Here is a 14,061-nt window from a genome sequence, read left to right as displayed (position 1 = left end):
ATAGCGAATTGCGATACAATTGCGAGATGATTAACAATCCATTTTTGCCCCAGCGATTGGTGGGCAGACAAACAGAATTAGAGCAGATTAGTCAAATTTTGTTAGATGATGGTGATTTGCTGATCGCAGGGGTAGCGGGAAGTGGGCGTAGAACTTTAGTCAAATGGGCTGCCCAAAAAGCTGGAGCCAGAGTGATTACTTTAGATTGTTTGCGAGCCACGGATGGAGATCGCTTTTTAAAGCTATTAGCCGAAAGTTTGCTCAGTACCTTTGATAGTCCTGAAGAATTGCTCAAATTACAAGGTTTACTTAAGGAGCAACCCATTAGCTTTGAGCTAACGGAACAATCTAAACCTAAGATGTTTTGGAAACTCTCCTCGGCAGGAATCTGGAATTTATTTGAGCATTTGCTAAGGTTGCCGCAGCAGATGGCAGAATGGCTCGATTGTCGGGTAGCGATCGTGTTGCATAATTTCCCCCATATTCGCTCGTGGGATCGCAAAGGTGAATGGGAAGAATATTTGCGGCGCGAAATTCAACTTCAAAGTCGGGTGAGTTATGTCTTAATCGCCACAGTTCCTGAACCTTGGATGCATAAGCTGAGTCTGCATGTAGTCGAACTTCCACCTTTAAGCAATGTAGAGCTTTGCGAATGGCTCGAACCAACCATGCAAGAAAAGGGTATAAAGTTTGATCCGCAAACTACCGCGTTACAGCTATTTACAGAATACATTCAAGGAAATCTTAGCGATGCGATCGCCTTAACTAGACGCATCTGGCTTGAATATCTTACCCTAACCAATTCTCAATCCCATTCCCAAACTGAATTTCTAGTTCAACCGCATCATGTTCATCAAAACATGTTGGCGCTAGTTGAAGATCTTGCTCCTACCTTTGAGTCTTTGATTATGCTATTGCCGCCAACTCAGGTGAGAGTATTAGAGAGCCTAGCGATCGATCCGACAGTGAGTCCGCATAGTCGTGAATATATCCAAAAGCACCAACTTTCTAAAGGGGGAAGCTTACAAGGTGCGCTAGATAGTTTGGAACAAAAGGGACTAGTTTATAGTGCAAAATATGGATATCGAATTGCGCTGCCCACCTTACAATTTTGGCTAAAGCAGCGCTTAGGGTAGGCAATGCAAAACATTCACACGCTACCTATTGAAGTTGTGCATCTAATCGCTGCTGGGGAAGTGATTGATTCATTGGCGGCGGTAGTAAGAGAACTTGCTGAGAATGCGATCGATGCCCAAGCGACAAGAATCGTAATTTCGATATGGACAGATTCTCTCTCAGTACAGGTGAGTGACAATGGCTGTGGCATGGCGATCGCTGATTTATCCCAAGCTGCAACTCCGCATACAACTAGTAAAATCAATAATGCTGAAGATCTTCAACAGATAAATAGTTTAGGCTTTCGCGGTGAAGCTCTCTATAGTCTTGCCCAACTTGCAGATTTGCATATTTGCAGTCGCCCAGTCCTAGAGCCAGTGGGCTATCAAGCTAATTATGATGAGCATGGCAATTTACAAACCAGCCCAAAAGTAGTCGCGATCGCATCGGGGACAGTCGTCACCGTTCGCAATCTATTTTCGCGTTATCCTAATCGTTTACAATCTTTGCCTAGTAATTCGCAGCAAGCTCGCAAGGTGCAATTACAGATTCAACAAATGGCGATCGCAAATCCTCAAATTAACTGGCAGGTAAATCTCGACAATCGAGAATGGATGACGATTTGGGCAGGAGAGGATGCTAGTGAGATTTTGCCACAAATTATTAGTTCAATTCAGCCCTATGATTTGGTGTTTAGAGAATTCACCCTCATCTCAATCACCCTTGGACTGCCCGATCGCCTATCGCGTCGTCGTCCTGACTGGGTAAAGATTATTCTCAATGGTCGGGGAATTACTTTTCCTGAATTAGAGCAAACTATTCTCTCTAGTTTAGAGCGAACCATACCTCGCAATCGTTTTCCTGTATGTATTGTTAGTTTAAATCTACCCTGCGATCGCATCGACTGGAATCGTCATCCCGCCAAGGCTGAAGCCTATATTCAAAATTTAGGAGATATCCAAACTCAGTTAAAAGATTGCATTACGGAATCTCTCAAAGTTTCTGAATCAAGTTCTCAAATTAATTATGGAAGTGCGGCTAATGAACTATTAAAAACTGCTGAACGCAAAACCTCTTATTTGATTCCTGCCAAGCGGGAGAACTTCAATCAACCAAATTTATCTTTGAAGGCGATCGCACAGGTTCTTGATACTTACATTTTAGCGGAGCACTCAGGTGGTTTATGGCTAGTGGAGCAACATGTTGCCCATGAGCGAGTTCTCTTTGAGCAAATCGAAACTCAATGGCAAATTGTGACTATTGAGCAACCGATTTTATTGAAGCAACTTTCTGACGATGCAATTGACCGTTTACAAGCACTAGGCATAGAAATTGAAGCTTTTGGGAATAACCTATGGGCTGTGCGATCGCTGCCTGAAATTTTAATTGGGCATGAAGATTGTGCAGTGATTTTGCAAGAAATGAGTCATCTGGATGATCCAACTATGGCAAGGGCAACGGCTGCCTGTCGTAGTGCAATTCGCAATGGTACAAAGTTAGAAATGTCCACAATTCGCGATCTGCTCTGGCAATGGCAACAAACCCGCAATCCTCATACCTGTCCGCATGGTCGCCCTATTTGTCTTGCGATCGATGAGTCAGATCTAGCAAGATTTTTCCGCCGCAATTGGATCATCTCAAAATAGTAAGCTTGTGAAATCCTGCAAATAGTAATGCTATTAATTGAGTTGGTATAATTAATCTCAGTTGCTTGGCGATCGCACAGATCAAAAACCTATGACTAATACAATCAGCAAGTTAGAGACTATCTATCCTAGCAGTGACGGACAACCAATGGCAGAAAGTACCGAGCATTATCAATGGATAGTGACGATTACAGGTGGATTGGAATCTCTCTTTAAAGATGATGAGAATGTATTTGTAGCAGGAGATTTACTGTGGTATCCCGTTGAAGGTAAGTCTGATATTCGTCGAGCGCCTGATGTAATGGTGGTATTTGGCAGACCAAAGGGAGCGCGAGGTTCTTACATTCAACACATAGAGTCAGGGATAGCACCTCAAGTAGTATTTGAAATTTTGTCTAGAGGCAATCGTATTTTAGAAATGTCTCGCAAGTTTGATTTCTATCAAACCTATGGTGTAGAGGAATATTATGTCTACGATCATCTTTCCAATGACTTAGCAATATGGATCAGAAATCAAGAACAGAATCGACTAGAGCCTATTGATAAAGTCCAAAATTGGATCAGCTCACGTTTAGGGATTCGCTTTGAGCTAACTGATGAAAGTTTAAATATTTTTCACCCAGATGGGAATAAGTTTTTAACTTATCTGGAACAGGTTGAGCAAAAAGAACAAGCTCTGAATGCTATGTCTAAATATGCAGCTAAGCTTCGCGAAATGGGCATAGATCCTAAAAATCTTTTATGAATGGTAAAGTCTTTATAGTTGGGGCGGGAATTGGTGGCGTAGAGTTTTTGACAGTTCGCGCTAGGGATTTGATATGTACTGCTGAAGTGATTATTAGTGATGCGTTGGTCGATCGCACTTTATTAGATCTGGCTCCAGAGAAATGCGATCGCATCATTGCTGGTAAACGTGGTGGTCAGGAAAGCATCAAACAAGCCGAAATCAATCAAATGTTGGTGGATTATTGCTTGCAAGGTAAGCGCGTGGTGCGGCTCAAGAGCGGTGATCCTTGGATATTTGGACGATCGCTACCTGAGATACTTGCCCTGCAAGTAGCAAATTGTGAATGGGAAGTTGTTGCAGGAATTTCTAGTGCGATCGCGGCTCCCATGTTGGCAGGAATTCCGCTTACGGAAGTGGAAGCGAGTTCTTGTTTTGCGGTGATGACGGGGCATGATTTGGATCGGTTGCCTTGGGAAGCGATCACCCAAATTCCAACATTGGTAATTTTGATGGGGACAAATAATCTGGCAAGCTTGTTAGAGAAATTACAAACGGGAAAATCTGGGGATACAAAAATCGCGATCGTGCGTTGGTGTGGAAGAGCCGATCAACAAGTATGGACAGGAACTCTGACAGATATTCAATCGAAATTACCCGAAGGTTCGCTATCGCCATCGGTGATTATTATTGGGGAAGTCGTAAAGTTTCATGAGCAATTGTCGCGTCAAGGCAATCAATCATTGGAAAATTTTGAGCAAAGCGTAGATCTCGAAAAGGGAAAATTAGCGTTGCAAGGCAAAACGATTTTAGTGACAAGGGCGGCAGGTCAGGCTAGCCAATTTACAGATTTATTGACCAGTCAAGGTGCAAAGGTAATCGAGATGCCAACTTTGGCAATTTTGCCACCGACTAGTTGGGAAATGCTCGATCAGGCGATCGCCAATCTTACTAAATACGATTGGCTAATTTTGACCTCAGCAAATGCCGTTGAGAGCTTTTTTGGGCGCTTGCGAGAGGCTGGCAAAGATAGCCGTGCTTTGCATTCACTTAAAGTTGCCGTAGTCGGGCGCAAGACAGCAGAAGTTTTGGCAAGTTATGGGATTTCTCCAGATTTAGTGCCAACGGATTTTGTTGCCGATGCTTTGGTTGATGCTTTTCTTGCCATTCCCAATCATGTTTTAACTGGCAAAAAAATGTTATTCCCGCGTGTAGAGTCGGGCGGACGTGAGATTTTGGTGGAGCAGTTACAGCAGCATGGGGCAATAGTTGACGCAATCGCGGCTTATGAGTCGGGATGTCCTAAGGAGATCGATCCTGTCGCGCTAGAAGCTATTCAAAATCAGAGACTTGATGCGATCGCCTTTGCTAGCTCCAAAACCGTAAAGCATTTTTGCAAATTACTTGATCGCGTCGAGTCTCAAGAAACTTGGCGATCGTGGATTGCTGAGGTGAAAATCGCTTCAATTGGGCCGCAAACTTCTAAGACTTGCTACGAGTTATTTGGGCGCGTTGACTGCGAGGCTTTGGAATACACCTTAGATGGGCTTGCTGAAGCGATCGGCAAAAGTTTTTAAATAAGAACAGGTGCAAAGCGACTGCTCTTATTTTGGGGCTATTCAAAAATTACAAAAACAAACAATTCCCAACATTTACTTGTTTTTTCCATACAATATAAGTACATAAGGCTCTTTGAAAACTGTAATTTATACCTCACACCACAAGGCATAGATTACAGAAAACCCTCGAAATCAGATTTTTTACGAATGTAAAAGAGCCAATTGCTGAGCTTAATAGCATTTTTTATTGAGGCTGAATGTATGGAACTTGTTGCTTATCTCCACAGTGAAGTGCTTTGCGAACTCATAGAGCAAGGCGAATCTATTAATCAGACTTTAGATTGTCAATTGCTTGATGCGATCGCCCAATCCTCACGTCATGCCAAGTCAGTCTTATGTATTGGACTAGCGGCGGGGGTGATCGCGATTAATGCTATGCCCCTTGCTGCTTTTGCCTACACACCTGAAGTGGCAAACATTCAACAACTATTAGCCAAGCGCGGCTTTAACCCAGGTGCGATCGATGGGGTTAAGGGTGCGGCTACTACAGAAGCAATTATTGCCGCGCAAACGTTTTACAAATTAAATGCTGATGGTGCGATCGGAGCACAAACCATTGCCGCTTTGGAAGCAGACACCTACGAAGCTAATGTTTCCCTCGAAGCTACACCCGTCAAAGCCACACCTGTTAGCGTCGCTAATAGCGACAACAAATCAGACTCAATCAAAAATTTGCAGCAATTGCTAAGCGATCGCGGTTTTTATGGCGGTGCGATCGATGGGATCAGTGGACCAATGACCCAAGAGGCAATTATTCTGGCTCAAAAAACCTACGGCTTAGTTGCTGATGGAGTTGCAGGATCTCTAACTATTGCCGCATTAGAGGCTGGCAGTAATTATGTCCCGAAGAGCAACATCGCTAGTACTAAATCAGACTCAATCAAAAATTTGCAACAATTGCTAAGTGATCGCGGTTTTTATGGCGGTGCGATCGATGGGATCAGTGGACCAATGACCCAAGAGGCAATTATTCTGGCTCAAAAAACCTATGGCTTAGTTACAGATGGGGTGGCAGGATCTCTAACCATGTCTGCTCTGGAAGCAGGTAGTAATGTTGTACCAGTTAGTTATAAAGAGGCTGCTAGTCAAGACAGCACAAGCAATGTTGCCGATAACTCCATTAAAAAAGGGCAAACCCTTTTAAGTAATCTAGGCTTGTACGATGGGGAGATCGATGGCATTCAAGGCTCAAAGACTACCGCCGCTATTAAAAAAGCTCAAGCATTGTATGGATTACCCGTCGATGGAGTTCTGACTTCAGCAACTCTAGCCGCATTGCAATCTTAGAAAATCAGTAGCCATGCTTAGTATGGCTACTGATTTCTATGGATAATAAAAACGCCAAGCGCTTTTATTATGATTAATTTATGAATGCTGTTATTGATCTAGATATCCCCAAAATGGCGATCGCCCTCGGTATGGTGGCAATCGCTATTAGTTTATCGGTTTGGCAAAAATTAGCGATCGCTAAGAATTTATTAGTCGCCACCTTTCGCAGCATTATTCAATTAATCGTAGTGGGATTTTTACTGGATGCGGTATTTGAAATTAAGCAACCAGTCGTGATTTTATTCATCATTTTCTTGATGAGCTTAATGGCAGCCCGTGAAGCTAAAAATCGCGTGCGGGAAAAAGTACCTTACATTTTGCCAATTATGTGGATATCGGTCATCGTTGGCACGTTGGCAATTCTCGCTTACACCACATTTTTAGTTGTACAGCCTGATACTTGGTATTCACCACAATATTTAATTCCCCTAGCAGGAATGATCTTAGGGAATTCAATGAATGGTGCTGCGATCGCATCTGAGAGATTTACACAGGATTTAGTCAAGCGATCGCGAGAAATCGAAACACATTTATGTCTGGGTGCAACACCAAAACAGGCGATCGCAAATTACCAATCTGATGCGATCAGAGCCTCGATGATCCCCACGATTAACGTGATGATGGTGACAGGTGTGGTGTCCTTACCAGGGATGATGACTGGACAAATATTAGGCGGTGTATCGCCATTACTGGCGGTGCGTTATCAATTAGTGATTTTGTTTGCGATTACCACCGCAAATCTAATCACAGCTCTGATATTAACTAATCTCGTTAGTCGTCAGTTTTTCACTCCAGCCCAACAATTGAAATTGCCCTAAAAACAAAGTAGAGTGGGCACTTTGCGCCCACTCTACTTTGTTTTTAGGTAATTAAACACTAATAGTTTTACTACTGCTTGATTGATTTAACTGCTTAAATTTACGGCGGACAAACCGTAAGAAAGTTAGCCATCTTTGAGCAGGATAATCATAAAAAGAAAAAATGTCACCATAAGCAGCAAAAGCATTTTGATGATGTAACCAATGTCTTTCGGGCGTAGTGATAAACAATAAATCACACCAAGATTTAAAAGGTTCTGGAGTTTTCCATTCAAGGATTGAAACATGTCGCCACACAACATGAAACTCACCTAATAACAACCCAATAATCGTACCAACAGCTGATAATTGCCACAGCCAAGGTGTGAATATAAAGTAAGGAACCGCTCCTAAAATGCCATCTAGCATTACGAGAGGATTTCTGGTCAAAACTGCATAGTGAAGAAAGCTGCGGTTTTTGCCATGATGCACGATGGAGTGAAACTTACCAAACACATGTTCAGGAACATGATACAAAAATGTTGAAAAGAAGTCGCCTAGCAGAAGCAACAGCAATGTTGCTGTAATTGCCCTAATAAACTCTAAAGTAACTTCTAAAATAACTTCCAAAGTAAACCCTCACAACTTGATTCAAGCCTAAGAGATGAAGTTAAAGCTACGTTTATACCGAGGTTAAGAATCGATTTGGGCTAAATAAATGTACTTGGATCGACCATAAATCGTTAAATTAATCTTGAGAGCAACTTAACAAAACTTAAGGTTGCGATGAAGCCGCTAGGCGATCGCTTAAAAATCGATACCAAGCTGCCGCAATATCAATATCAGTAAATCTAATACTGGGCATCTCGCCAGTTTTCAGGACTAATTCCAAATAAATTTTCTTGGCATTTAAGGGAAATTCAGCGTCTTTTTCATCAAAAAACTTGCTGTCAATCCGAAATCTGATACGGGCAATATCTTGAAAAGTAACTGTTTGAATATCAAGTGGATCTTTGCGAGTGGGCTTTCCCCATGTTAGGCGATCGTCTTTTTGACCTAACACAGCATAAATATCATATTTATGGCGTTCAAACTGCTCCGCCCAACGTTTATAGGATTCAATTTTTTGGTACTCATTCCAACCAGACCAAGCCAGCCAGAAAAAAACTGCCAGCAGCGGCAACCACAATAATCCACGTTCCATAGATTAAAAATTAAGTATGTTTACTAGTAAAGCTTGCCTTACTTAGGCAAGCTTTACTTTGTTATATCAGCAACGCTGTAATTACGAGTATGGAGGGGTTCGAACCCCCGACCCTCAGAACCGGAATCTGATGCTCTATCCAACTGAGCTACATACCCATACAAAATGAAATCATAACATAGCTTATCGCAAAGTAGCTGCAACGCTAAGCGTTGCTAGCAATTCTCATTATAAAAATCGGTTGTTTGAAAGCGCACCGTTGGCGGGCTTTCAAACAACCGATTTTGGTGTTTCCAGCGCCGAGGGTGCTGGAAACACCAAAATCGGTTCTATAAAATGAGAATTGCTGAAGCTTTAGATTTTATGTATTAAAGGAAAATCTCCTTACTGCTAATAAGCTACCCAACACACCAATAACTGATCCAAAACATACTAAGACCGCAGGCAACAGAAGCTGTACTCGTAAATCAGTAGTCAGCCCTAAAGTTAGCGACTTGATTAATTCTGGCTGATTGACAATCGCGTCACCTAAAAGATTAGTGCTGAGCATCAGCATTAAATAAGCAGTCCCAGCACCTGTAATTCCAAAAAATACCCCCTGCAAGACAAACGGAAAATAAATCCACACCGCCGTTGCACCCACTAATTGCATTACCTCGATTTCACGTCGCCTTGCCAACACGATCAGACGAATTGTTGTAGTAATAACCGCGATCGCAATTACCGTAAAAATCGCCACGAGCGCCACACTGCTATTACTTAAAGCACGGCGTAATTGTCCAATCCGCTCCACAACCTCATTGGTATACCAAACCTCATTAATCCCCTTTAAGCCAGAAATACGTTTGGCAACATCAGGCACGCGATCGCTAGACACAGCCCTCACCTTAAACTCATCAACCAAAGGATTCCCCCCAAGCTGTTGCGTTGCTTGATTAAGATCATTTTTACCCAGATCCTTCATCAAATTTTGCCAAGCATCTTCCTTAGGAATCAGCTTTGCAGCGGTAACACCTTCAACCAATAGTAAACGTGGTTGCATCGACTCACCAACGACATTTTCGTCTAAGTAAACCGAAATTTCTAATTGACTTCCTAGCTGCCCCAGAACATTTTCCAGTTGCCAAGAAATTTGTAGGCTTGCCCCAAACAAAAACAACAACACTGCCACAGTACTAATAGCAGCCCAATTCATCCAGCCGCCACGCCGCAGTCCTAAAAAAGTCTCACGTAGCAGATATTCGATTTTAGTGAAGAAGCGAACGACGTTTTGTACCATAACTTTAAAGAGTTCGGTGTGTGGGCGTTGCCCACACACCGAACTAAAACTCAAATTGTGATTGACAGACTACTAGACGATGTAACCATTTTGCAAATGCAAAACAGGATGATTAGCCGCTCTGACTAACTGCTCATCATGAGTAGTCAAAAGCACCGTCACCCCAAACGAATTCAACTTTTTCAAAATTTTAATTACTTGCCAAGCATTATCAGGATCAAGATTACCTGTTGGCTCGTCCGCAAGTACAAGCGGCGGAGTATTAACGATCGCTCTCGCAATACTTGTCCTTTGCTGTTCCCCTCCCGAAAGCTCTTCAGGAAAACAATCCGCCTTATGCATTAAACCAACCATCTTCAAAGCAGGCTGGACACGTCGCTGAATTTCCTTGTAAGTATAGCCTTGAGCCATTAAAACAAAGGCAATATTTTCAGAAACAGTGCGCCGTGGAACAAGTTTGTAATCTTGAAATACAATGCCAATTTTGCGGCGCAACATCGCCAGATTATTCCCCTTTAAACCGTTAAGGTTAACCCCATTCACAATTACATCCCCATCTGTAGCTTGTTCTGCACCATAAAGTAACTTCAATAATGTGGATTTCCCCGATCCCGAATGACCTGTAATAAATTTAAAGTCACCTTTATAAAGCTCTATGTTCACGTCGCGTAATCCAATAGCGCCGTTAGTATAGGTCTTGCGAACATTTTCTAATTTAACGATGACCGACTTTTGACCCTTAGTGGTATTTTCGTCAAAAGTTTTGGCTGTGTTTGATTCGATTGATGTTGGGTTTAGTTTTGTTGGCAGTTTTAGCATGGGCGATCGCTTGAATATCCTAAAAAATCTGAGCATAGTAAAGATATGCCCGATCTTGGTACTTGAGATTATACAGACCAAGTCAAGTGATCAACATCAGCTATTGTTGCCAATACCAAACTATGTAGCTATGTAAGTTTTGCGCGACCAAAGCACAAAATGGCTAAGCCATTTTGTGCTTTTAAAACCCTTACTGGGTTTAGTTTTTAATTCGCAAAAATGTTTTGAAAAGTCGGAAAATCAGTTTTGATAAAAATTACTATCAAATTAGAGCGAGTCTTATCTAATTTAGGGGTAGCTATATGCTAAATTATTGCGGATTTAAGAGCTAAATCTGACAAAAACTAGTAAGCTTTTATTTACTTACTAAAGCCTCAAATTTATAAAAGCTCAAATAAATCGGCTAATTAAACTAAAAAATGCTTGCTATCATTGTCGTTTAGAACTTGAGCTATCCTGTCAATGGTAGTCATGTAATCTCCCAAAAAACTAGCTAATCAAGCTAAATCTCTATTCACCAAAATAACTGAGGGGTTATCAGCAGTGGCAGCTCGCAAAATACTAGTAATTGACGACAGTCGCGTAATCCGTAATATGGTGCGTGACATGCTCCCGCCAGCAAACTTTGAGGTTCTAGAGGCAGCCGACGGTATTAAAGGACTGGAGATGATCCAGCAAGAAAAGCCTTGGATGATCATGCTAGATTTCTTATTACCTAAAATGAGTGGCTTTGAAGTTTATGAAGCTTTGCAACAGAGTCCAGATCTGAGCCGTATTCCTCTAGTTTTAATGTCTGGTCGGAAGGAAGAGGTCACTAGTAAAATTGGAGAACCATTTGAAGATAAGTACTTTGTATTTATTGAAAAGCCTTTTGAGCAAAAAGAACTGATACCCGCAATCAAAAGAGCGATGGCCCTGGCAGAAAAGCGTCCACGGTCTTCAATCATGCCTATCGCCCCAACAACTGAGAATAGCGTTTCTACTCGGTCAGATGATGCTCTAGTTAAACGAATTGAAGAACTAGAAGCTAAGCAGAAGCTATTAGAACAACAAATGGCTTCACAGCAAAAACAATTCCAACAGCTAGTGGACTTTATCAAGAAAAAAATAAAGTGAGAAGCCCATATCCAACAGCAGAACGACACTTCAGAGACCTCTGTTTTTTAGTGAGTTCCATCAATTACAACTGACTCATTGATGCATAGAACCATCAGGCATGATTGTTCCACTTAACTTTGTATGATCTAATTTGGCCAGACTAAGATCTGCTTTCAATAGGTTTGCACCTCTTAGATTAGCTTTACTTAAATCTGCTCTCGTCAAAATTGCACCTCGCAAATCTACTTTTTCGAGATTTGCACTGCTCAGATCTGCCCAGCCAAAATCAGCCCCGCGGAGATCAGCACCACTAAAGTTAATGTGAGTCAAAATTGATTCGCTTAGATCAATGCCGTGTAAAGAGACACCTTGCATATCACTGTCATGTAAATGTGATTGCCCAAAGTTACGATCACCTTTAGCATAACGCTCAAGTAGTTCGGCTTTGGTCAGCGCAGCATGAGAAGGTAAGGTCATAGTTAAAGACTCAAAAGATGGTCTATTTCTCATATTAAGAGCAGATGTGGCATGAAGTATCACCTCTGCTAGATAAAGTTATACATTTATTTTTGTTATGACAGATTGGCTACAACGAACAGAATTACTAATTGGTGCAGATGGCGTAAACAAACTCAAATGCGCCAATGTTTTAGTCGTTGGCATGGGCGGGGTGGGGAGTTTTGCAGCCGAGTTTTTATGCCGAGCTGGGATTGGCAAAATGACAATAGTCGATGGCGATCGCGTTGATCCTTCTAATAAAAATCGTCAGATTGTGGCGCTCAATAGCACAGTCGATATTCATAAAGCCGATGTCATGGCAGCACGAATGCATGATATTAATCCAGACATACAACTAACGGTTATCAAAGAATTTCTTACCCCAGACCTAATGATGGAACTAGTAACAACTAAGTTTGATTGGGTACTAGACTGCATTGATAGCTTGCAGCCCAAACTTTATTTCCTTGGTGCAGCAGCTACTAATGGCGTAAAAGTGGCAAGTAGTATGGGAGCAGGTGGGCGAGTCGATCCGCAAAAGATAAGAATTGCACCAATTTTTGAAACTGATTGTTGCAGGTTTGCTTACAAAATCCGTAAAGGTCTACGCCGAAAAGGGTTTGCTAATGCAAATATTATTGCAGTATATTCTGAAGAATTAGTAAATCGTGATTCGCTGCAACTAACCGATGGCAGTAATTTTAAGCGATCATATTACGGCACAATTTCCTATTTGCCTGCTCTGTTTGGATTAAATCTAGCCAGTATAGTGATTCGGGATCTCATAAGCTAAAAGGATCTGCACTAAGTGCAGATCCTTTTAGCTTATGAGATTTTTTGGTATAAAGCGAATGGCGGGAATCGAACCCGCAACATCTGCTTGGAAGGCAGAGGTTTTACCACTAAACTACATTCGCAAATGAAAGATTTGATATATCCAGTTAATAACTATAGCAGCGATCGTAACATTGTCAAAGCCTTCCGCTAAAATAATAGAGAATCCGATTAGCGGATTCTCTATTATTTTAGAATTCGCAATAACCTTGATCCATCTCAATGCGATCTAGCACCTTTAAACCACGTGGTTCTCCCAGTTTACGCAATGCATTTCTTGCATCGGTCTGCACACTAAGATCATCATCATCAAGAGCATAAATCAACGCATCAACGGCATCTTGATAAATTTCATCTTGAGTATCAAAATCGCGGCGCATTTGCACAATTAGCTTACCGATTGACCATGCACAATTACCACGCACAGCAGACATCGAATCTTTGGTTAACGCTTCGGTTAGAGGCTCAATCGCTTGCAGATCACCCAATTGTCCCAACGCACTAGCAGCCCATAAGCGCACTGCCGTAATATCATACCTAAGCGCAGAAATAAGCGACTGCAATCCTAATGTGGCACGACAGGTTCCTAATGCCCAAACGATACCTTTACGTACATAGCCATTCCAATCTTGTTTGAGTTGCCTGATTAGAGGTGCGATCGCCTCATCGCTCTTATTACGCCCAAGAGCATAAGCAGCACTGACACGTACTAAAGGACATTCATCTTGCAGCAATTCGATGAGACTGGGTATCGCTCTTTGATCTTCTAACTCACAAAATGCTCTTGCAGCCTGCATTCTCTCTAAAACTATAGCCGAGTTGAGAAGTGCCAGCATCTCATCAGGATCTAGAAGAGGCATTTCCTCTTCAGGGGGCAAATCCAATGGACTCAGTGGATTTGCTTCAATATCTAAGATAGTTAGGTCGTCATTCAGCGTCATGGCGATCGTCATAGCAAAAATCAAGCAAAGTTGGATGACCCAAGGTGTAGTTGTTATCTTACAGCGCTTTGTCCTGTAGCAAAACCTATATAAGAATTTAAGCTTATATACCTACAAGGCAGAAAGCAAAAAAGAGATAGATAACAATGTTAAATGT

14 protein-coding genes and 2 tRNA genes are annotated in these 14,061 nt (G+C 41.9%); 8 read left to right on the top strand and 8 right to left on the bottom strand.

Annotation, left to right across the window (positions count from 1 at the left end; translation table 11 throughout):
• The first annotated feature begins 26 nt into the window (after positions 1 to 26).
• From CQ839_RS19575 to fetB, 6 genes are all read left to right on the top strand, one after another.
• Positions 27 to 1,136: a hypothetical protein gene (locus tag CQ839_RS19575; RefSeq protein ID WP_103669983.1), complete on the top strand. Its 1,110-nt coding sequence runs from the start codon at positions 27 to 29 to the stop codon at positions 1,134 to 1,136.
• 3 nt (positions 1,137 to 1,139) lie between these two features.
• Positions 1,140 to 2,762, top strand: coding sequence for a DNA mismatch repair endonuclease MutL (gene mutL / locus CQ839_RS19570; RefSeq protein WP_103669982.1), 1,623 nt, complete (start codon positions 1,140 to 1,142; stop codon positions 2,760 to 2,762).
• A 91-nt stretch (positions 2,763 to 2,853) separates the two neighbouring features.
• Positions 2,854 to 3,507, top strand: a complete 654-nt coding sequence (locus tag CQ839_RS19565) for a Uma2 family endonuclease (protein ID WP_103670039.1) — start codon at positions 2,854 to 2,856, stop codon at positions 3,505 to 3,507.
• Positions 3,504 to 5,063 carry a uroporphyrinogen-III C-methyltransferase gene (gene cobA, locus CQ839_RS19560; RefSeq protein WP_103669981.1) on the top strand — a complete coding sequence of 520 codons (1,560 nt, stop codon included), beginning with the start codon at positions 3,504 to 3,506 and terminating at the stop codon, positions 5,061 to 5,063. Before CQ839_RS19565 ends, cobA begins: the two co-directional genes overlap by 4 nt.
• 243 nt (positions 5,064 to 5,306) lie before the next feature.
• Positions 5,307 to 6,392 (top strand): peptidoglycan-binding protein, encoded by a 1,086-nt coding sequence (locus CQ839_RS25790; protein ID WP_103669980.1) that lies wholly within the window; start codon positions 5,307 to 5,309, stop codon positions 6,390 to 6,392.
• A gap of 80 nt (positions 6,393 to 6,472) precedes the next feature.
• Positions 6,473 to 7,252: an ABC transporter permease gene (gene fetB, locus CQ839_RS19550; RefSeq protein ID WP_103669979.1), complete on the top strand. Its 780-nt coding sequence runs from the start codon at positions 6,473 to 6,475 to the stop codon at positions 7,250 to 7,252.
• Between the two features lie 51 nt (positions 7,253 to 7,303).
• On the opposite strand, the gene CQ839_RS19545 is transcribed toward fetB, so the two are convergent.
• The 5 genes from CQ839_RS19545 to ftsE form a co-directional block, all read right to left on the bottom strand.
• On the bottom strand, positions 7,304 to 7,861 hold the full coding sequence (locus CQ839_RS19545) for a sterol desaturase family protein (protein WP_103669978.1): 558 nt from the start codon (positions 7,859 to 7,861) through the stop codon (positions 7,304 to 7,306).
• Positions 7,862 to 8,006: 145 nt separating this feature from the next.
• The gene (locus tag CQ839_RS19540) at positions 8,007 to 8,435 is read right to left on the bottom strand and encodes a hypothetical protein (RefSeq protein WP_103669977.1); all 429 of its coding nucleotides are present in this window, start codon (positions 8,433 to 8,435) and stop codon (positions 8,007 to 8,009) included.
• Positions 8,436 to 8,519: 84 nt separating this feature from the next.
• Positions 8,520 to 8,593, bottom strand: a tRNA-Arg gene (locus tag CQ839_RS19535).
• Positions 8,594 to 8,796: 203 nt separating this feature from the next.
• Positions 8,797 to 9,714, bottom strand: a complete 918-nt coding sequence (locus CQ839_RS19530; protein WP_103669976.1) for an ABC transporter permease — start codon at positions 9,712 to 9,714, stop codon at positions 8,797 to 8,799.
• A gap of 72 nt (positions 9,715 to 9,786) precedes the next feature.
• A complete protein-coding gene (gene ftsE, locus CQ839_RS19525) occupies positions 9,787 to 10,533 on the bottom strand; it encodes a cell division ATP-binding protein FtsE (RefSeq protein WP_103669975.1) in 747 nt (248 codons plus the stop codon).
• 543 nt (positions 10,534 to 11,076) lie between these two features.
• Between ftsE and CQ839_RS19520 the strand changes: the two genes are divergently transcribed.
• Positions 11,077 to 11,649, top strand: a complete 573-nt coding sequence (locus tag CQ839_RS19520) for a PleD family two-component system response regulator (RefSeq protein ID WP_103669974.1) — start codon at positions 11,077 to 11,079, stop codon at positions 11,647 to 11,649.
• Between the two features lie 75 nt (positions 11,650 to 11,724).
• On the opposite strand, the gene CQ839_RS19515 is transcribed toward CQ839_RS19520, so the two are convergent.
• Positions 11,725 to 12,108: a pentapeptide repeat-containing protein gene (locus CQ839_RS19515; protein ID WP_103670038.1), complete on the bottom strand. Its 384-nt coding sequence runs from the start codon at positions 12,106 to 12,108 to the stop codon at positions 11,725 to 11,727.
• Positions 12,109 to 12,205: 97 nt separating this feature from the next.
• Here CQ839_RS19515 and CQ839_RS19510 point away from each other — a divergent pair, with 97 nt between their 5' ends.
• Entirely contained in the window at positions 12,206 to 12,922 is a 717-nt protein-coding gene (locus tag CQ839_RS19510; protein WP_103669973.1) for a ThiF family adenylyltransferase, read from the top strand.
• Between the two features lie 53 nt (positions 12,923 to 12,975).
• Here the strand turns inward: CQ839_RS19510 and CQ839_RS19505 are convergent.
• Both CQ839_RS19505 and CQ839_RS19500 read right to left on the bottom strand, forming a co-directional pair.
• Positions 12,976 to 13,046: transfer RNA gene (locus CQ839_RS19505), tRNA-Gly, on the bottom strand.
• Positions 13,047 to 13,154: 108 nt separating this feature from the next.
• Complete coding sequence (locus CQ839_RS19500; RefSeq protein WP_219817819.1) at positions 13,155 to 13,916, bottom strand: HEAT repeat domain-containing protein; 762 nt, start codon at positions 13,914 to 13,916, stop codon at positions 13,155 to 13,157.
• Between the last annotated feature and the right edge of the window lie 145 nt (positions 13,917 to 14,061).

It is taken from the genome of Pseudanabaena sp. BC1403, from assembly GCF_002914585.1.
In the GTDB taxonomy this organism is placed as follows: Bacteria; Cyanobacteriota; Cyanobacteriia; order Pseudanabaenales; family Pseudanabaenaceae; genus Pseudanabaena.
Note: the sequence above shows the minus strand (reverse complement) of the source record. Positions and strands in the feature narration are given on the sequence as shown.